The organism is Streptomyces sp. NPDC002490 (genome assembly GCF_040296045.1).
In the GTDB taxonomy this organism is placed as follows: domain Bacteria; phylum Actinomycetota; class Actinomycetes; order Streptomycetales; family Streptomycetaceae; genus Streptomyces.
This window is the reverse complement of record NZ_JBEOWM010000049.1, coordinates 24287-42261: the sequence shown is the minus strand read 5'-3', so window position 1 is coordinate 42261 and position 17975 is coordinate 24287. Positions and strand designations below refer to the sequence as shown.

The following is a 17975-nucleotide window of genomic DNA, read 5'->3' as shown; positions in this document are numbered from 1 at the left end:
CAACAACCCGGCGGCCTTCGAACTCTTCTCCGAACTCGCCTGGACGGACGGTCCGCCCCCGACGCCGCCGGGCCCGCTGGGCCGGCCGGCCAGCCGCACCGCGGCCGCCGTTACTCCCCGATAAGCGCATCCACGAACGCCTCGGGCTCGAAGGGTGCGAGGTCGTCCGCGCCCTCGCCGAGGCCCACCAGCTTCACCGGTACGCCCAGTTCCCGCTGGACGGCGATCACGATGCCGCCCTTGGCGGTGCCGTCCAGCTTGGTCAGCACGATCCCGGTGATGTCCACCACCTCGGCGAAGACCCGGGCCTGCACCAGGCCGTTCTGTCCGGTGGTCGCGTCCAGGACCAGCAGCACCTCGTCCAGCGGGGCGTGCTTCTCGACGACCCGCTTGACCTTGCCCAGTTCGTCCATGAGGCCGGTCTTGGTGTGCAAGCGTCCGGCGGTGTCGATCAGGACGACGTCGGCGCCGTCCCGGATGCCCTCCTTGACCGCGTCGAACGCGATGGAGGCGGGGTCCCCGCCCTCGGGGCCGCGCACGGTCCGGGCGCCCACCCGCTCGCCCCAGGTCTGGAGCTGGTCGGCGGCGGCGGCCCGGAAGGTGTCGGCCGCGCCCAGGACCACGTTCTTGCCGTCCGCGACGAGCACCCGGGCGAGCTTGCCGGTGGTGGTGGTCTTGCCGGTGCCGTTCACGCCCACGACCATCACGATGCCGGGCGTGTCGAGCCCCGACTCGGTGTTGACGGCCCGGTCGAAGTCCGGCACCAGCAGGGTCAGCAGTTCCTCGCGCAGCAGGGCGCGCAGCTCCTCGGGGGTGCGGGTGCCCAGCACCTTGACCCGTTCGCGCAACCGCTCGACCAGTTCCTGGGTGGGCTGGACGCCCACGTCGGCGGTGAGGAGGGTGTCCTCGATCTCCTCCCAGGTGTCCTCGTCGAGGTGCTCCCGGGAGAGCAGGGTCAGCAGGCCCTTGCCGAGGGCGTTCTGGGATCGGGAGAGCCGGGCGCGCAGCCGCACCAACCGACCCGCGGTCGGCTCCGGCACCTCGATCGACGGTGCCGCGGGCTCCTCGACCACGGGTTCCGCGGCGGGCTCGACCGCGGTCGAGGGCCCGGGCAACGGGACCTCGTCGACGGTGCGGCGGGGCTCCTCTCGGGGAGGCTCGGCCTCTTCGCCGACCCGGGGTTCGGCCGGCGGGGCGGTGAGGTCGGGTGTGCTCGGCGGCGGGGGCAACGGCCGCTTGCGGCGGCTGCCGACCACCAGGGCGCCGATCGTCCCGAGCGCCACCACGGCGATGACTACAGCAAGAATGACGATGTCCATAACGCCCTCCAGTATCGACCACCCGGGCCCGGTGGCGGGCGTAGGAAGCGATCCCGGCGGGCCGTGGGCGCGTTGCCGCGGCGGAAAACCGGAAGACCCGCCGCCGCGGCCCGGGTTAGCGTCGCGGCCATGACCGTGGAGTACCGCACGATCCCCGAGACCGACCTCGACCGCGCCCTGGACCTTCACTACCTGGTCTTCCTGGAGAAGTCCCCGGAGGACGAGACCCGTACCGGCCACCGCGAGATCCTCGCCCGCTGCGAGCGCATCGGCGCCTACGAGGGCGAGGACCTGGTCGGGCTGCTGGCCGCCCACCACTTCGACCTGTCCGTCCCCGGCGGCGAGCTGCCCGCGGCGGGCGTGACCTTCGTCTCCGTCGCCCCCACCCACCGCCGCCGGGGCGTCCTCACCGGCATGATCGACGAGCTGTGGCGCCGCTGTGCGGCCCAGCGGCGCCCGCTGGCGGCGCTGTGGGTGTCGGAGGCCACCATCTACGGTCGTTTCGGCTGCCACCCGGCGACCCGTGCGTACACGGTCACCATCGACGCCACCCATCCGCTGGACCTGCGGATCGAGTCGGACGACCGCCCGCTGCGCCTGGTGCCGTTCGCCACCGCGTCCGAGACGATCGGCGCCCTGCACGGGGCGGCCCGCCGGGAGCGGGCGGGCCGGGTCTCCCGGGACGAGTGGTGGTGGCGCACCCACGTCCTGCCGGAGGCCTTCGAGGAGGACGAGGACATGTCGGAGCCCCGGGTGGTGACCCTGGGCGAGCCGGGCCAGGCGCCGGCGGGGTACGTGGTGTATCGGACCAAGTCCGACGACGAGGGGCGCGGCACCGCCCACGTGGCCGAGCTGGAGGCGGAGTCCCCGCAGGTCGCGGCGGCCCTGTGGCGCTATCTGGTGTCGATCGACCTGGTGGACAAGGTACGGGCCTGGGGGCGTCCGGTGGACGACCCGCTGCTCCGTTTCAGCGCCGACCGCGACCAGGTCGACGTCACCCGCGAGTTCCCGGCGCTGTGGCTGCGGCTGGTCGACGTGCCGGCCGCGTTGGAGGGCCGCACCTGGTCGGCGCCCCTGGACCTGGTGCTGGAGGTGACCGACGCGGGGGTGCCCGACAACGCCGGCCGCTACCGGGTGACGGCGAAGCCGGACGGGGAGGCGTACCGGGCCCGGGTGACCGCCACCGGGGACGCGGCGGACCTGACGCTGGACGTCCGGGAGCTGGCCGCCTGCTACCTCGGCGACGCCGACCCGGCCGAGTTGCTGCGCGCGGGCCTGGTCACGGAGCACCGGCCGGGCGCGGCGGCCCTGTTCGGGGCGGCGTCCCGCACCGCGCTGCTGCCGCACACCTCGGACGAGTTCTGAGCGGGGTCCCGTGGCCGCCCGGGCCGCGGGACCTCAGCCCATCTCCTCCAGCGTCTTGCCCTTGGTCTCCTTGACGAACCGCAGCACGAACGGGATCGAGAGGGTGGCGAAGCAGGCGTAGATGACGTAGGTGGCGGAGAGGTTCCAGTCGGCCAACGAGGGGAAGGTCGCGGTGATGGCCCAGTTGGCGATCCACTGGGCGGAGGCGGCGACGCCCAGGGCGGCGGCGCGGATGCGGTTGGGGAACATCTCGCCGAGGAAGACCCAGACGACCACGCCCCAGGACATCGCGAAGAAGAAGACGAACCAGTGGGCGGCGATCAGCGCTACCCAGCCCTGGGTCTCCGGCAGCTTTCCGTCCACCAGGTCGTAGCTGAAGGCCCACGCCTCCATCGCCAGCCCGATCACCATGCCGACCGAGCCGATGAGGGCCAGCGGGCGGCGGCCGATCCGGTCCACGAAGATCATGGCGACGACGGTGCCCACGATGTTGATGATCGACGTGGTGAAGGAGTAGAAGAAGGAGTCCGTGGGGTCGACGCCGACCGACTGCCACAGCGTGGACGAGTAGTAGAAGGCCACGTTGATGCCCACCAGCTGCTGGAACGCGGAGAGTCCGATGCCGACCCACACGATCGGCAGGAACCAGAACCGCCCGCCGAGCAGGTCCTTGAAGGTGGGCTTGTGCTCGCGGCGGAGCTTCTCCTCGATCTCGACGATGCGGGCGTCGAGGTTCCCCTCCTCCCCCTCGACCTCCTGGAGCACGGTGCGGGCCCGGTCGCGTTTGCCGACCGAGATCAGGTAGCGCGGGGACTCCGGGATGACGAAGGAGAGCAGCCCGTACAGCGCGGCCGGGACCACCATGACCCCCAGCATCACCTGCCACGCCTCCACGCCGAGCAGTTCGCCGCGCTGGTCGCCGTCGGCGGCCTGGAGGATGCCCCAGTTGACGAGTTGGGAGGTCGCGATGCCGATCACGATGGCGGCCTGCTGGAACGAACCGAGCCGGCCCCGGTAGGCGGGCGGGGAGACCTCGGCGATGTAGGCGGGGCCGATGACCGAGGCCATGCCGATGGCGAAGCCGCCGATGATCCGCCAGAACGCCAGGTCGTACAGGGCGAACGGCAGCGCCGATCCGATCGCGCTGATCATGAAGAGCACCGCGGCGATCTGCATGCAGCGGATGCGGCCGATCCGGTCCGCGATCCGGCCCGCGGTCGCCGCCCCGATCGCACAGCCGATCAGGGCGATGGCGATGACCTGGGCGAGCGCCGCCGAGCCGATGTCGTAGCGGTCGCGGATGGCTTCCACGGCCCCGTTGATGACGGAACTGTCGTAGCCGAACAGGAAGCCGCCCATGGCCGCCGACGCCGCGATGAACACCACGTGCCCGAGGTGTTCGGGGTGGGCCGCGCGGGGGTCGGACGGGTTCGCTGCACGGGTCACGTCTCACTGCTCCTCGGGCAGGCGGGGCGGGCGGGGCCCTTCCAGTGGGGCACAGGTGACGGCCGCCCACCACCGGGACGGCCCACCTGCCGCGGGACGGGGCCGCCGCCTCCCCTCAACGGGTGAACGTGGTCCGTCGCGTACCCGGTCGTCACCGGTGCACACCGCCCGCCCGGCGGCGGTCGGCGCTCCGGTTCAGCGCAGCCGCTGGCTGATGACCTTCGAGATGCCGTCGCCCTGCATGGACACCCCGTAGAGCGCGTCGGCCACCTCCATCGTCCGCTTCTGGTGGGTGATGACGATGAGCTGGGACGCCTCCTGGAGTTCACGCATGATGCCGATGAGGCGCTGGAGGTTGGTGTCGTCGAGGGCGGCCTCGACCTCGTCCATCACGTAGAACGGGCTGGGCCGGGCCTTGAAGATCGACACCAGCAGGGCGACGGCGGTCAGCGACCGTTCGCCGCCGGAGAGCAGGGAGAGCCGCTTGACCTTCTTGCCCGGCGGGCGGGCCTCCACGTCCACCCCGGTGGTCAGCATGGAGTCCGGGTCGGTGAGGACCAAGCGGCCCTCGCCGCCGGGGAACAGCCGCGCGAACACCCCTTCGAACTCCCGCGCGGTGTCCCGGTACGCCTCCGTGAAGACCCGCTCCACGCGGGCGTCGACGTCCTTGACCACCTGGAGCAGGTCGGTGCGGGTCTTCTTCAGGTCGGCGAGCTGTTCGCTGAGGAACTGGTGGCGCTCCTCCAGCGCCGCGAACTCCTCCAGGGCCAGCGGGTTCACCTTCCCGAGCTGCTGGTGGGCGCGCTCGGCGGCGGCGAGCCGCTTCTCCTGCTCGGCCCGGACGAACGGGCGCGGGCGGTTGCGCGGGTGGTCGGGGTCCTCGGGCGGTTCCTCGCCCTCGGCGGGCGGGGACGGCGGCACCGGACGGTCGGGGCCGTACTCGTCGACCAGCACGGCGGGCTCCACGCCCAGTTCCTCCAGCGCCCGGGTCTCCAGCTGTTCGATGCGTAGTCGCTTCTCGGCGCCCAGCACCTCGCCCCGGTGCACCGAGTCGGTCAGCCGGTCCAGCTCGCCCTTCAGGGTGCGTCCGGTGTCGCGGGCGGCGGCCAGTTCCCGTTCCCCGGCGGCCCGGGCCCGCTCGGCGGCGCCCCGCTCCTCCTCCGCCCGGGCCAGGGACACCTCGACGTGGGCGAGGAGTTGCCGGGCGCCCGCGGCGACCGCGGCGGCCACGGTCGCCTCGTGGCGCAGCCGGGCGGCACGGTGCTCGGCCCGGGCCCGGGCCTCGCGTTCGGCGCGGGCCGCCCGGTCGAGCCCCTCGGCCCGCCCGGCCAGGCCCTTGACCCGCTCCTCGTGGGTGCGGACCGCGAGGCGGGCCTCCATCTCCGTCTGACGGGCGTTCGCCCCGTCGGCGGCGAGCCGGTCGCGGGTCTGGGTGTCGGGCTCCTCGCCCTCCTCGGCCACGGCGGCGTCCTCCTCGGCGACGGCGAGGCGTTCGGCCACCTCCTCTGCCTCGGACCTGGCTTCCTCGGACGCCTCGCGGGCCCGGTCGGCGGCGGCCCGGGCGCGGTCGGCCTCCTCGGCGGCCCCGCGCGCCCGGCCGGCGAGCCGACCGAGTTGCTGGGCGACGGAGGAGGCGGCACGGTCCGCGGCGCGCCGCTGCTCGGCGAGGTCCTCGACCCGAGCGGCGCAGGCCGCGCGGTGGTCTCGGGCGGCGCCGTGGGCCTCGGCCAGCGCCGCGCAGCGGGCGTCGAGCGCGGTGAGTTCGGCCGCGGCCTCGGCCACGGACGCCTGCACCTCGATCAGGCTGGGCGCCCCAGCGGAGCCGCCGTGCGCGAGATGGGCTCCCAGGAGGTCGCCCTCGGCGGTGACGGCCACGAGTTCGGGGTGGGCGCGGACCAGGTCCTCGGCGTCGTCCAGGGCCGGCACGACGACGTACCCGGCGAGCAGGCGCCGCACCGCGGGCAGCAGTTCGGCCGGGCCGTGCACCAGGTCGGCCGCGTACGGGGGGTTGCCGGGCAGTGCGGGACGGGGGGCCCAGGCCGCCGGTTCGGGGGCGTCGGCCAGCAGCAGGGCGGCCCGGCCGGCCTCCTGTTTGCGCAGGTGGCGCAGGGCCTCGACGGCCCGGGCCGGGGAGGTCACGGCGAGGGCGTCGGCGGCCGCGCCGAACGCCGCCGCCACCGCGACCTCGTGCCCGGGGGTGACCGTGAGGAGTTCCGCGGCGGGACCGAGCAGCCCGGGCGGGGCGTCCTGCGCGGCGAGCAGGGCGGCGGTGCCGTCCTTGCGGCGCAGTCCGAGGGCGAGGGCGTCGTGGCGGGCGGCGACCGCGGCGCGCCGGCGGTCGGCGTCGGTGGCCGCCTCCCGGGCCGCGGCGAGCGCGGTCTCGGCCGCGGCGAGGTCCGCGCGGGCCGCGGCGTGGCGGGCGGCGACTTCCTCCTCCCCGGCGTGGTGGCCCTCGACCTCGGCGTGCAGCCGCTGGTGTTCGTCCCGGGCGCTGGCGGCACGTTCCTGCGCGGCTTCGTGGGCCGCGGCGAGCCGGTCGATCTCGGCCGCGGTGGCGGCGGCGCGGCTGCGGGCGGCGCCGACCCGGGCGTTCAACCGGGCGAGCCCGTCCCTGCGGTCGGCGATGGCGCGGGCCACGTCCTTGAGGCGGCGTTCCTCGGCCAGCAGGGCGCCTTCGAGTTCCGCACGGTGGGCGACGGTGTCCTCCAGCGCTCGGGCGGCGGCTTCGAGGGCGGCGGTCAGTTCCGCCTCCTGCTCGCGGACGCGGGCGGCCTCGCGCTCCAGGTCCTCGGGGTCCCGACCACGGCGCTCCTCGGGCGGTGCCGCCCGGGCGCTGGTGACCCGGGCGTCGGCGAGGGAGACCGTGCCGCGGACCCGTTCGAGGAGTCGGGAGAGGTCCACGTGGGTCTGCGCGGCGCGTTGCAGGCGGGGGGTCAGTCGTCGGACCCGGTCCTCCCACTCCCCCTCCCGCTTCGACGCGGCCCCGAGTTGTTCCTCGGCGGCCTCCTTGCGGCGCTTCAGCTCGGCCTCGTCGGCGATCTCGGTGGCGAGCGCCCGGCGCAGGGTCACCAGGTCGTCGGAGAGCAACCGGAGGCGGGCGTCCCGCAGGTCCGCCTGGATGACGGCGGCGCGGCGGGCCACGGCGGCCTGCCGGCCCAGGGGCTTGAGTTGGCGGCGCAGTTCGTCGGTGAGGTCCTGGACCCGGGCCAGGTTGGCCTGCATGGCGTCGAGCTTCCGCAGCGCCTTCTCCTTGCGCTTGCGGTGCTTGAGGACACCGGCGGCCTCCTCGATGAAGGCCCGCCGACCGGAGGGGTCGGCGTGCAGCACGGAGTCGAGTTGTCCCTGGCCGACGATCACGTGCATTTCGCGACCGATTCCGGAGTCGGAGAGCAATTCCTGGATGTCGAGGAGTCGACAGGTGTCCCCGTTGATCTGGTATTCGCTACCGCCGTTGCGGAACATGGTCCGGGTAATCGTCACTTCGGCGTAGGCGATCGGCAGGGCGCCGTCGGAGTTGTCGATCGTGAGGGAGACTTCGGCACGCCCCAGCGGAGGGCGGCCGGTGGTCCCGGCGAAGATGACGTCCTCCATCTTGCCGCCGCGCAGGGACTTGGCACCCTGCTCGCCCATGACCCAGCTCAAGGCGTCCACGACGTTGGACTTGCCGGAACCGTTCGGTCCGACGACACAGGTGATGCCCGGTTCGAAGCGCAGGGTGGTGGCGGAGGCGAAGGACTTGAAACCGCGCAGGGTGAGGGCCTTGAGGTGCACGCCCCCGGACTCTACCCCTCCCCCTGAGGGCGCCCCGTGAGGTGGAACGTCGGGGCGCGGGGGCGTCGCCACCGCACGGACGCAGGGCGTGCGCGTCCGGGACGCGATCCGATGGCGCGGTTTCACCGGGGAACCCGCAGGGCACATCAGACGGTAACGGTGAAGGAGGGGGGCCGGCCGGGGCCACATGACAGAAGGGACGCCGAAGCGTCCCTTGCAGATCGGGCGAGCGATCACGGTCTTGACGAGTGGGGCGGCCCGACCACGTGTCAGCGGGGCTCAGCAGGGTGGTCAGGTGAGCGCAGGCTCCGCCTGGGGTACGTCGATGCTCTTGAGGAGCGAGTCGCTGTCGTGAGAAGCGGCAGCCGCCAACGCGTCGTTCTCGGCCTGAATCCGTAGGAGCTCGGATTCGAGGTCCTGGACGCGCTGCTGGAGCCGTCGCATCTCGGCGAGGAGTCGCGGGTCGGAGCCGCCGACGTAACCGAGAAGCGCCTTTGCCATGATGGATGGTCCTCCACAATGAGTGACCGACCGAAGCGGTGTGGGTCGAAGGATTCGCACCCGCGGTGCTTGGCACTCTTGAGTTCTCGTTGCCGTTCTTCCATGCCAAACAGCTAAGGTGCGCGGGGCTTCCAGAGTCTCACCAAAAAGTTTGACGGTCAACACGATCACGCCCCGTGCCGGTGGGCGGCCCGGGGGCCGACGGCCGCAGCAGAAGCGGCCGAGCACCGACCTGCGGGGCCCCGGGGGCGTGTCGATCATCGTCGCCGCGAGCCTGTCACGGCCGGCCCTCCTCGGCAACCACCTGGCACTTCTCCCCGCCGCCCCGCCCTCCGAGCCCTCGGTGCGGGGACGTCCCGTTCCCCGGGCGGAGCAACCCCTCAGCGGATCGCGAAGCCGTCGTACCCGGCCCGCGGTGTGCCCCATATCTCCGTCACCCCGTCCACCCGGCCCGGCGTGTCGCCCGTCCTGAGCCATTCCAGGAGTGCCGTGCAGTCGCCCCGGGCGCCCTCGGCGACGACCTGCACCCGGCCGTCCTCCAAATTGAGAGCAAAACCACTCAGCCCCCCGATCTCCAATGCCCTGGCCCTCGTGTACCAGCGGAAACCCACTCCCTGTACCCGGCCGCGTACCCATGCGGTGAGCCGCACGTCTTCCGTCATGGCTGCACGGTAGCCCTCGAAATGCCCTATGGACACTTCGTCCACATCTGCCATGGGGTACCGTCCCGACGCAATGAGCCTCACCCGAATGGGGGAGTCGCATTGACCGCACGGAACAGAAAGGCCGGGACAGGACATGGGACGCCACCGACGATCCACCGCCGGACCCACCCCCGGCGGTGACGGCTCCCCGCAGGGCGCGCCCGACCCGTGGTTCGGCCGGGGCACGCCCGATCCCGCCGCGCACCCCTCCCCCGACGACCCCGCCGGCGTGGCCCGCCCCTACGTGCCGCAGCCGGATGACGGCGGACCCGCGACCGCACGGGGGGACCACCCCGACCCGGCCGGCTACGGCGGCACCGACCACCACCGGTACGACGCCGTCTACGGCGGTTCCTCCGCCTACGGACGGGGCCTGGCCGGCTACGCGGGCAGCGGGAGCGGCAGCGCGGCGGACGGCTTCCCCGATCTGAGCGCCCCCGACGTCTTCTGGGCCGAAGCCGCCCGTCCGGAGCCCGAGCCGGTGGAACCGGTGACCGCGGCCCTGCCGCTGGTGCCGGGCCCCGAGGGTCGCTCCGCCGCCCGCCGCAAGCCCCGGGGCCGGGTCTCCGCCCCGGTCCGCACCGGACTGCTCGGGGTGTCCGCGGCGGTGGCGCTGGGCGCGGTGGCCGTGGCCGCCGGGGTGCTGCCGAACGGCGACGCCACCAAGGTCAACGACGCGGCCGACCGGGTGCGCACCGGCGAGACGCCGAACGGGGTCGCCAGCAACGGCGGCACCAGCGCCTCCCCGACGCCGTCCGAGGCGGTGCCCGCCCCGCCCTCGGCCCCGATGAAGCCGACCACGGACCCGGGCAAGCAGGGCGGGGCCGACCGGGAGCACCGGGAGGCCGCGAAGCCCTCGCCGGCGCCGACGGAGCCCGCCGCCCCCACCGCGAAGGAACCCGCGCCGCAGCGGACCACCCCCGCCGAGCGTCCGACGACCGCCCCGGCGACGCCCCCTAAGCCCTCCGCTCCGGCGCCGAAGCCCGCCCCGTCGACCCCGGTGGCGCCCCCGCCGGCCGCGGAGGTGCCGACCGGCGGCACCGCGGAGGCCCAGGTGCTGGCCCTGGTCAACCAGGAACGGGCGAAGGTCGGTTGCCAACCGCTCGGCGCCGATGACGAGTTGGCGCGGCTCGCGGAGGGCTTCAGCCGGGACATGGCCGCGCGGGGCTTCTTCGACCACACCGACCCGGACGGGGACAGCCCCTGGGACCGGGCGGCGGCGGCCGGCATCGACGGTCTCGGCGGGGAGAACATCGCCCGCGGCCAGGCGGACGCGGCAGCGGTGATGGACGCCTGGATGAACAGCCCGGGCCACCGGGCCAACATCCTGAACTGCGACTTCAAGACCCTCGGCGTCGGCGCCCACTTCGCCTCCGGCGGCCCCTGGTGGACGCAGAACTTCGGTTACTAGGCCGTCACCCCGCGGTGCGGGGCGGTCGCTGGCAGCGGGGGCAGTAGTAGCTGGAGCGGTTCATCCAGGCCCGGCGGGCGACGGGGGTGCCGCAGCGGCGGCAGGGCAGTCCCTCCCGCCCGTAGGCGTCCAGGGAGCGGTCGAAGTAGCCGGACTCCCCGTTCACGTTGACGTAGAGGCTGTCGAAGCTGGTGCCGCCGACGGCGAGGGCCGCGTTCATGACGTCCCGGACGTGACCGAGCAGTTCGGTGGTGCGGGGCGCGGTGAGGGTGGCGGTGGGGCGGTCGTAGTGCAGCTTGGTCCGCCACAGCGCCTCGTCGGCGTAGATGTTGCCGACGCCGCTGATCAGGGACTGGTCCAGCAGGGCCCGCTTGACGGTGGTGCGCCGGCGGCGCAGTGCCGTCCGGAAGGCGGCGTCGTCGAAGAGCGGGTCGAGCGGGTCGCGGGCGATGTGCGCGATCACGTCCGGCAGGCCGTCCACGGTGGTGTCGTGCAGGCTGAGCCCGCCGAAGGTGCGCTGGTCGACGAAGCGCAGCTCGGTGTCGGTGGGGTCGGCGAAGCGGACCCGCAGCCGGAGGTGCTTCTCGTCGGGGGCGGCGTGCGGTTGGACCAGGAGTTGGCCGCTCATGCCCAGGTGGGCCAGGACGGCGGTGTCGGGGTCGGTGGGCTCCGGACCGTGCAGCGGGAGCCACAGGTACTTGCCCCGGCGCTGCGGGACGCCGATGCGTTCGCCGACCAGGCGGCGCGCGAAGTCCTCGGCCCCGGCGAGGTGCCGGCGCACGGCGCGCGGATGGCGCACCTCGACCTCGGCGACGGTCCGTTCGGCGACCCAGCGGGCCAGTCCCCGCCGCACCACTTCGACTTCCGGCAGTTCGGGCATGGGCGCGTCCTCGGTCGACGGTGGGGTGCGGACGGCGTGAGCGCCCGCCCCGAGGGGGCGGGCGCTCACCACAAGCGGTGGTTCAGCCGGTGGTCGAGGGGGTGTCGGCGTTCTCCTCGACCACGGCTTCGGCTTCGGCGGCCTCGGCCGCGCGGCGGTCCGCGTCGGCGCGGATCGACCGCCAGGCCGACTCGGCGGCCTGTTGCTCCGCTTCCTTCTTGCTGCGGCCGGTGCCGGTGCCGTACGAGACGCCTCCGACGCGGGCCGCTGCGGTGAAGGTCTTCTCGTGGTCCGGTCCGGTCTCGGTGACCAGGTACTCCGGGACCCCGAGGCCCTCGGTCGCGGTGAGTTCCTGGAGGCTGGTCTTCCAGTCCAGTCCCGCACCGAGGTTGGAGGACTTCTCGATCAGCGGGTCGAAGAGCCGGTGCACCAGCTCGGCCGCCGCGTCCAGGCCCTGGTCAAGGTAGACCGCGCCGATCACCGCTTCGAGGGTGTCCGCGAGGATCGACGCCTTGTCCCGGCCTCCGGTGCCCTCCTCGCCCCGGCCCAGTCGGATGAACGCTCCGAGGTCCAGCCCGCGTCCCACCTCCGCGAGCGCGCGCGAGTTGACCACCGCGGCCCGTAGCTTCGCGAGCTGCCCTTCGGGCAGATCGGGGTGGCTGCGGTACAGGGTGTCGGTGACGACCAGTCCGAGCACGGAGTCCCCGAGGAACTCCAGCCGCTCGTTGGTCGGCAGACCACCGTTCTCGTACGCGTACGAGCGGTGGGTCAGCGCACGCACGAGAAGGGCGGACTCCAGCTGATAGCCGAGCCGCCCTTCCAGAAGCGTGTGGGACGAGGCCGCCGGGCCACCCCCGGTGTGACGGGGGTCGCTCTTCTTGGCGTCTGGCATCGTGCCCCTCACCAGCCGCTCAGACCTCGAGGACCTGGCGCTTGTTGTAGGTGCCGCAAGCCGGGCACGCGATGTGCTGCAGCTTGGGCTCGTGGCAGCGCTCGCACGCAACCAGGGTGGGGACCGCAGCCTTCCACTGCGACCGGCGGTGGCGCGTGTTGCTGCGCGACATCTTCCGCTTCGGAACAGCCACGGCTACTTCTCCTGCTTCTCGTCGACGCCCGCATCGGCGCCGCTCATGTCGTCCTTCTCGCCGTCCTGGATGGAGTCAGCGAGTCCTTGCAATGCCGCCCAACGGATGTCGACGGCGGCGTGGTGGTGGTCCGGGTCGTCCGCGAGCCGCACTCCGCATTCGGAGCACAGGCCCGGGCAGTCGTCCTGGCACACCGGCTGCATGGGCAGTGCGAGCACCACCGCATCCCGCAGCACGGGTTCGAGGCCGATCAGGCCGTCCTCGATGGAGAGCCTGTCCTCGTCGTCCTCGTCGCCGGCGTCCGGGGCCGTGACACGGCCCCGCTCGTCGGTCTCGGGGTACGAGAACATCTCCTGGAAGTCCGCTTCGAGCTCCAGCTCCAGCGGCTCCAGACACCTTACGCACTCCCCCTCGGCCGCGGCACGGGCGGTGCCTGTGACGAGCACCCCTTCCATGACCGATTCGAGACGGAGCTCCAGTTCCACCGGGGCGCCGGCGGGCACTCCGATGACTCCGGGCAGCCCGAGTGCGGCGTCCTTGGCGGGCGCGTCGACCGTGCGGGTCAGCCGCAGCAACGCACCAGGACGCCGACCCAGCTCGTGCGTGTCGAACACGAGGGGGTCGCGGTGGTCCAAGCGGGCGTTCAGGGCCATCCCTGCTTTCGTCGTCGGCGCCCACGCGGAAGGGCCCGGCGAGCTGTGAAGGGGGTGACCGCGCACTCGACGCACGCGACCGAAGAGCCAGGATACTGGACCTTTCCCCCTGGTCCCAACCGCGCCTCCCCCCGCCCCCGCCCCGGAGGGCCTCGGGGCGGGGAACCCCGGGCGGTCAGCGGCCCTGTTCGTACCGGCGGAGCTGCTCGGGCGTGATCATGGCGGTGTCGAACAGGCTGGTCTCGTCGAGCGCGGTCGGCCGGGGGGCCGGGGGCTGCTGCGGGGTCCCGTACGCCTCGTGGCCGTCCGCCGGTGCGGGGTACCCCTCCGGGGCGGCGGCCGGGTAACCCTGCGGTCCGTAGTCGTACGGCTCCGGGTAGCCGTAGCCCTGCGGCTGCTCGTAGCCCTGCGGGTACCCGTAGGCGTCCTGGGCGTAGCCGTAGGGGTCCTGCTGCTGTCCGTAGGGCTCCGCGACGGGCGGCTGGGCGGACGCGGCGGCGACGGCCGCGGGCGACGGGGGCGGCGGGGGTTGCGGCGGAGCGGGCACCCCTCGCCGACCCGGAGCCGGGTCGGCGAGGGCAGCGAGGTCGGCGAGGTAGTCGGCGTCGCTGGTCGGGCGGGGGCCGGCGGCCCCGTCGGCGAGCAGGCCCAGTTCGTCGGCGGCGACCCGGCCGTGCAGCTTCTGGCGCCCCCGCCCCACCGCCTCCAGGGTCTTGGCGAGCACCGCCTCGAAGGCCCGGAGCTTGGCGTCCACGTACGCGTCGGCCCGCTGGCGCAGGACCTCCGGGTCGTGGCTGCGCTCGGGGGCCTCCGCGTAGTCGGGGTCCTCGTGGCCGTCGAGGCCGGGGCCGGCGCCCAACAGCTTGTCCCGGCCGCGCCCGACCGAGCCGAGCGTCTTGGTGAGGACGACCTCGAAGTTGGCGAGCTTGGAGTCGACGTAGTCGTCGGCCTCCGCCCGGACCTCCTCGGCCTCCCGCCGGGCCTCGTCGAGGATGCCGTCCGCCTCCGCGCGGGAGCGACGGGCGACCTCGGTGTCGGCGATCAGGGTGCCGCGCTCCTGGTGGGCGGCGCCGATGATGCGCTCCGCCTCGGCGCGGGCCTCGGCGACCATGCCCTCCCGGTCGCCGAGCAGCTCCCGCGCCTGGGCGAGGGAGCCGGGCAGGGCGGCGCGCACCTCGTCGAGGAGGGCGAGCAGCTCGGCCCGGTTGACCACGCACGAGGCCGACATGGGCATGGAGCGGGCGTTGCCCACGGCCGCGACGATCTCGTCCAGCTTCTTCTGCACGTCCACCGTGTGCTCGCCACTCTCCGTGCCTCGTTGGTGCCTGGTTCCAGACGGACAAGCCGACTGTACGGGTACGGAACGCCCCGCGGGCACCGGACGGCGGGGCCGCGGGGGCGCCGCCCCGGCGGAGTCGGCTCAGCCGCGTTCGCGCAGGCGCTGGGTGAGGGCCGTCAGCACCGGCTCGGGCACCAGGTGGGAGACGTCGCCGCCCCAGGCCGCGACCTCCTTGACCAGGGAGGAGGAGAGAAAGCTGTACGTGGGGTTGGTGGGCACGAACAGGGTCTCGATCCCCGACAGGCCGATGTTCATCTGGGCCATCTGGAGTTCGTAGTCGAAGTCGCTGACGGCCCGCAGGCCCTTGACGATGGCGGGGATCTGGCGCTGCTTGCAGAAGTCCACGAGCAGTCCGTGGAACGCCTCCACCCGCACGTTGGGGTAGGGGGCGGTGACCTCCTGGATCAGGGCGATCCGCTCGTCGATCTCGAAGAGCCCCTTCTTCGACTTGTTGATCATCACTGCGACGTAGACCTCGTCGTAGAGCTTGGAGGCCCTGCCGATGATGTCGACGTGGCCATTGGTGATGGGGTCGAAGGACCCCGGACAGACGGCGCGGCGCAACGGTGGTTCCTGCCTCTCCGGTCCGGTCATCGTGCGTGCTCGCACGTGGGGGCGGTGTCGCTGGTGGCGGCGCGACCGTACCAAAACGTTCCCTCGCCGTAGCGACGGGACCGAACGGGTTCGAAGCCGTCGGGCCAGGGGAACGTGCCGCCCCTGGTGCTGCGTTCCACGGTGACGAGCGCGTCCTCCGCGAACCAGCCTCCGGCCAGGAGTGTGAGCAGGATCTCGCCAAGATCGACGTCGGTGACCGCGTAGGGCGGGTCCAGGAAGACCGCGTCGTACGGCCCGCCGGGCGGCGGGCCGGCGACCACCTGTTCCGCCCGGGCCGCGCGCACCTCGGCGCCGGGAAGGCCGAGGCTGCGGACGTTCTCCCGGACCACCCGGGCCGCCCGCGCGTCGGCCTCGACCAGCAGGGCGTGGGCGGCGCCCCGGGACAGCGCCTCCAGGCCGACCGCACCGGAGCCCGCGTACAGGTCGGCCACCCGGATGCCGTGCAGGGTGCCCAACAGGGACTCCCAGGTGGAGAAGAGCGCTTCCCTCGCCCGGTCGGAGGTGGGACGGGTGCCTCGGCCGGGCGGGACGGCGAGCCGCCGTCCCCCGGCGACGCCGGCGATCACGCGGGTCATGTGCGGTCGGGTCCTTCGCGGTGCGGGTCGGTCACGGTGCGCAGGCGCACGTCACCACGATAGGCGCAGCCCGGGCGGGGGGAGCGCCGGTGGTGGGCCGGACCGGGCGGTCAGCCCTTCTCCAGGTAGCGTTCGCGCTCCTCGTCCACCAGGGCGTCCAGCGCGGTCCGCAGCCCCGGCTCCGCGCGGAGTTCCGGATCGGCCGCGACCACCGCGGCGGCCTCCTGCCGGGCCTCGGCGATGATCTCCTCGTCCTCCAGGACGGCGAGCACCCTCAGCGAGGAGCGCACCCCGGACTGGGCCTGGCCGAGGACGTCGCCCTCCCGGCGTTGTTCCAGGTCGATGCGGGAGAGGGCGAAGCCGTCCAGGGTGGCCGCGACCGCGTCCAGCCGGGCGCGGGCGGCGCTCGCCCCGGGCATCTCGGTGACCAGGAGGCAGAGCCCGGGGGCCGTGCCCCGGCCGACCCGGCCGCGGAGCTGGTGCAACTGGGAGACCCCGAACCGGTCCGCGTCCATGATCACCATGACGGTGGCGTTGGGGACGTTGACGCCGACCTCGATGACCGTGGTGGCGACCAGGACGTCCGTCCGGCCGGCGGCGAAGCCCTGCATCACCGCGTCCTTGTCCTCGGGCGCCATCCGGCCGTGCAGCACCTCGACGGCGAGCCCGTGCAGCGGGCCCCGGGCGAGTTCCTCAGCGACGTCCAGCACCGCGAGCGGCGGGCGCTTCTCGGCGGCCTCCGCCCCGGCGTCCTCCTTGGCTGCGGTCCGGCCCGCCGCCGTCGCGGACTCCTCCGGGAGCTCGCCGATGCGGGGGCACACCACGTACGCCTGGTGGCCCTTGGCGACCTCCTCGCGCACCCGTTCCCAGGTGCGGGCGAGGAAGTGCGGCTTGTCGGCGGCGGGCACGACGTGGCTGGCGATCGGTGAGCGGCCGGCGGGCAGTTGGTCCAGGACGGAGGTCTCCAGATCGCCGAAGACGGTCATCGCCACGGTCCGCGGGATCGGGGTCGCGGTCATCACCAGCAGGTGCGGGGTGCGCCGTTCCCCGCCGTCCCCGAGGGCGGGGCCCTTGCCGCGCAGGGCGTCACGCTGCTCGACGCCGAAGCGGTGCTGCTCGTCCACCACGACCAGGCCGAGGTCGTGGAACCGGACCTTGTCCTCGATCAGCGCATGGGTGCCGATGACGATGCCGGCGTCCCCGCTGACCAGGTCCAACAGCGCCTGGCGACGGGCCGCCGTGCCCATCGAGCCGGTGAGCAGGACGACCTTGGTGCCGTGCTCGGCGCCGCCGAGCATGCCGCCCTCGGCCAACTCGCCCATCATCTCGGTGATGGACCGGTGGTGCTGCTGGGCGAGGACCTCGGTGGGGGCGAGCATCGCGGTCTGTCCCCCGGCGTCCACCACGGCGAGCATCGCCCGCAGCGCCACCAGGGTCTTCCCGGAACCCACCTCGCCCTGGAGCAGCCGGTGCATGGGGTGCTCGGTGGCGAGGTCCTCGAAGACCTCCGCGCTGACCTTGCGCTGCCCCTCGGTGAGGGTGAAGGGCAGGCGGGCGTCGAAGGCGGCGAGGATGCCGTCCGGGCCCGGCCGGCGGGGCGTCGCGGGCAGTTGGGCGTCGCTGTGGCGACGGCGGGCCAGGGCGACCTGGAGGACGAACGCCTCGTCCCACTTCAGTCGGGCCCGGGCGTCGTGGACCTCGGCCTTGGTGCGCGGGCGGTGGATCTTCTCCAGGGCCTCGGGGAGCGGGACCAGGCCGCGGCCCTCGCGCAGGGCGGGCGGTAGCGGGTCGACGGCACCGGGGGCGCTGGGGAGCACCGCGTCGACCGCCTTGGCGATCTTCCAGGACTCCATCTTGGCGGTGGCCGGGTAGATCGGGATGAGCGCCCCCGCCCAGGACTCCACGGCGTCGCCCCCGCCGCTCGCCCCGTCCTCGCCGCCGAGCAGCTGGTAGGCGGGGTGGGCGAGTTGGAGTTTGCGGTTGAACAGGGAGGCCTTCCCGGCGAACATCGCCCGGGTGCCGGGCAGCAGGTCCTTGTGGGGCTTGTGGACGCCCCGGCCGAAGAAGACCAGTTGCAGCCGCCCGCTGCCGTCGGTGATGACCACCTCCAGGCGTTGGCCGCTGCCGCCGTTGAACCTGAGCACGCGTGCGGTCTCCACCTGGGCGACCACCGTGACGTGTTCGTCCAGGGGGAGGTCGGCGAGCCGGGTCAGCTCACCGCGCTCCGCGTACCGGCGGGGGTAGTGGTGCAGGAGGTCGCCGACGGTGTGCAGGTCGAGGGCCTCGGCCATCACCTTCGCGGTGGCGGGAC

Annotated in this window: 15 protein-coding genes; 2 read left to right on the top strand and 13 right to left on the bottom strand. The window is 73.6% G+C overall.

Annotated features, from left to right (window positions below; all coding sequences use genetic code 11):
- Positions 1 to 110 precede the first annotated feature (110 nt).
- Complete coding sequence (gene ftsY, locus ABT092_RS25505) at positions 111 to 1319, bottom strand: signal recognition particle-docking protein FtsY (protein ID WP_351247743.1); 1209 nt, start codon at positions 1317 to 1319, stop codon at positions 111 to 113.
- A 129-nt stretch (positions 1320 to 1448) separates the two neighbouring features.
- Here ftsY and ABT092_RS25500 point away from each other — a divergent pair, with 129 nt between their 5' ends.
- A complete protein-coding gene (locus ABT092_RS25500) occupies positions 1449 to 2684 on the top strand; it encodes a GNAT family N-acetyltransferase (RefSeq protein WP_351247741.1) in 1236 nt (411 codons plus the stop codon).
- A 33-nt stretch (positions 2685 to 2717) separates the two neighbouring features.
- On the opposite strand, the gene ABT092_RS25495 is transcribed toward ABT092_RS25500, so the two are convergent.
- From ABT092_RS25495 to ABT092_RS25480, 4 genes are all read right to left on the bottom strand, one after another.
- Entirely contained in the window at positions 2718 to 4130 is a 1413-nt protein-coding gene (locus ABT092_RS25495) for a sugar porter family MFS transporter (RefSeq protein WP_351247739.1), read from the bottom strand.
- Between the two features lie 195 nt (positions 4131 to 4325).
- Entirely contained in the window at positions 4326 to 7901 is a 3576-nt protein-coding gene (smc, locus tag ABT092_RS25490; protein WP_351247737.1) for a chromosome segregation protein SMC, read from the bottom strand.
- A 291-nt stretch (positions 7902 to 8192) separates the two neighbouring features.
- Entirely contained in the window at positions 8193 to 8402 is a 210-nt protein-coding gene (locus ABT092_RS25485; RefSeq protein ID WP_351247735.1) for a hypothetical protein, read from the bottom strand.
- A gap of 380 nt (positions 8403 to 8782) precedes the next feature.
- Complete coding sequence (locus tag ABT092_RS25480; protein ID WP_351247733.1) at positions 8783 to 9064, bottom strand: acylphosphatase; 282 nt, start codon at positions 9062 to 9064, stop codon at positions 8783 to 8785.
- A 136-nt stretch (positions 9065 to 9200) separates the two neighbouring features.
- Between ABT092_RS25480 and ABT092_RS25475 the strand changes: the two genes are divergently transcribed.
- Positions 9201 to 10517, top strand: coding sequence for a CAP domain-containing protein (locus ABT092_RS25475; RefSeq protein WP_351247731.1), 1317 nt, complete (start codon positions 9201 to 9203; stop codon positions 10515 to 10517).
- Between the two features lie 4 nt (positions 10518 to 10521).
- Here the strand turns inward: ABT092_RS25475 and mutM are convergent, their stop codons facing one another.
- From mutM to recG, 8 genes are all read right to left on the bottom strand, one after another.
- Positions 10522 to 11397 carry a bifunctional DNA-formamidopyrimidine glycosylase/DNA-(apurinic or apyrimidinic site) lyase gene (mutM, locus tag ABT092_RS25470; protein ID WP_351247729.1) on the bottom strand — a complete coding sequence of 292 codons (876 nt, stop codon included), beginning with the start codon at positions 11395 to 11397 and terminating at the stop codon, positions 10522 to 10524.
- A gap of 82 nt (positions 11398 to 11479) precedes the next feature.
- A complete protein-coding gene (gene rnc / locus ABT092_RS25465; RefSeq protein WP_351247727.1) occupies positions 11480 to 12289 on the bottom strand; it encodes a ribonuclease III in 810 nt (269 codons plus the stop codon).
- A gap of 19 nt (positions 12290 to 12308) precedes the next feature.
- Positions 12309 to 12482, bottom strand: coding sequence for a 50S ribosomal protein L32 (gene rpmF / locus ABT092_RS25460; RefSeq protein WP_006139588.1), 174 nt, complete (start codon positions 12480 to 12482; stop codon positions 12309 to 12311).
- A gap of 2 nt (positions 12483 to 12484) precedes the next feature.
- Positions 12485 to 13135, bottom strand: coding sequence for a YceD family protein (locus ABT092_RS25455; RefSeq protein WP_351247725.1), 651 nt, complete (start codon positions 13133 to 13135; stop codon positions 12485 to 12487).
- Between the two features lie 175 nt (positions 13136 to 13310).
- On the bottom strand, positions 13311 to 14426 hold the full coding sequence (locus ABT092_RS25450; RefSeq protein WP_351247723.1) for a cell division initiation protein: 1116 nt from the start codon (positions 14424 to 14426) through the stop codon (positions 13311 to 13313).
- Positions 14427 to 14555: 129 nt separating this feature from the next.
- A complete protein-coding gene (coaD, locus tag ABT092_RS25445) occupies positions 14556 to 15038 on the bottom strand; it encodes a pantetheine-phosphate adenylyltransferase (RefSeq protein WP_351247721.1) in 483 nt (160 codons plus the stop codon).
- Positions 15039 to 15064: 26 nt separating this feature from the next.
- Positions 15065 to 15664, bottom strand: a complete 600-nt coding sequence (rsmD, locus tag ABT092_RS25440; RefSeq protein ID WP_351247719.1) for a 16S rRNA (guanine(966)-N(2))-methyltransferase RsmD — start codon at positions 15662 to 15664, stop codon at positions 15065 to 15067.
- 110 nt (positions 15665 to 15774) lie between these two features.
- Entirely contained in the window at positions 15775 to 17955 is a 2181-nt protein-coding gene (gene recG / locus ABT092_RS25435) for an ATP-dependent DNA helicase RecG (RefSeq protein ID WP_502968503.1), read from the bottom strand.
- Positions 17956 to 17975 lie beyond the last annotated feature (20 nt).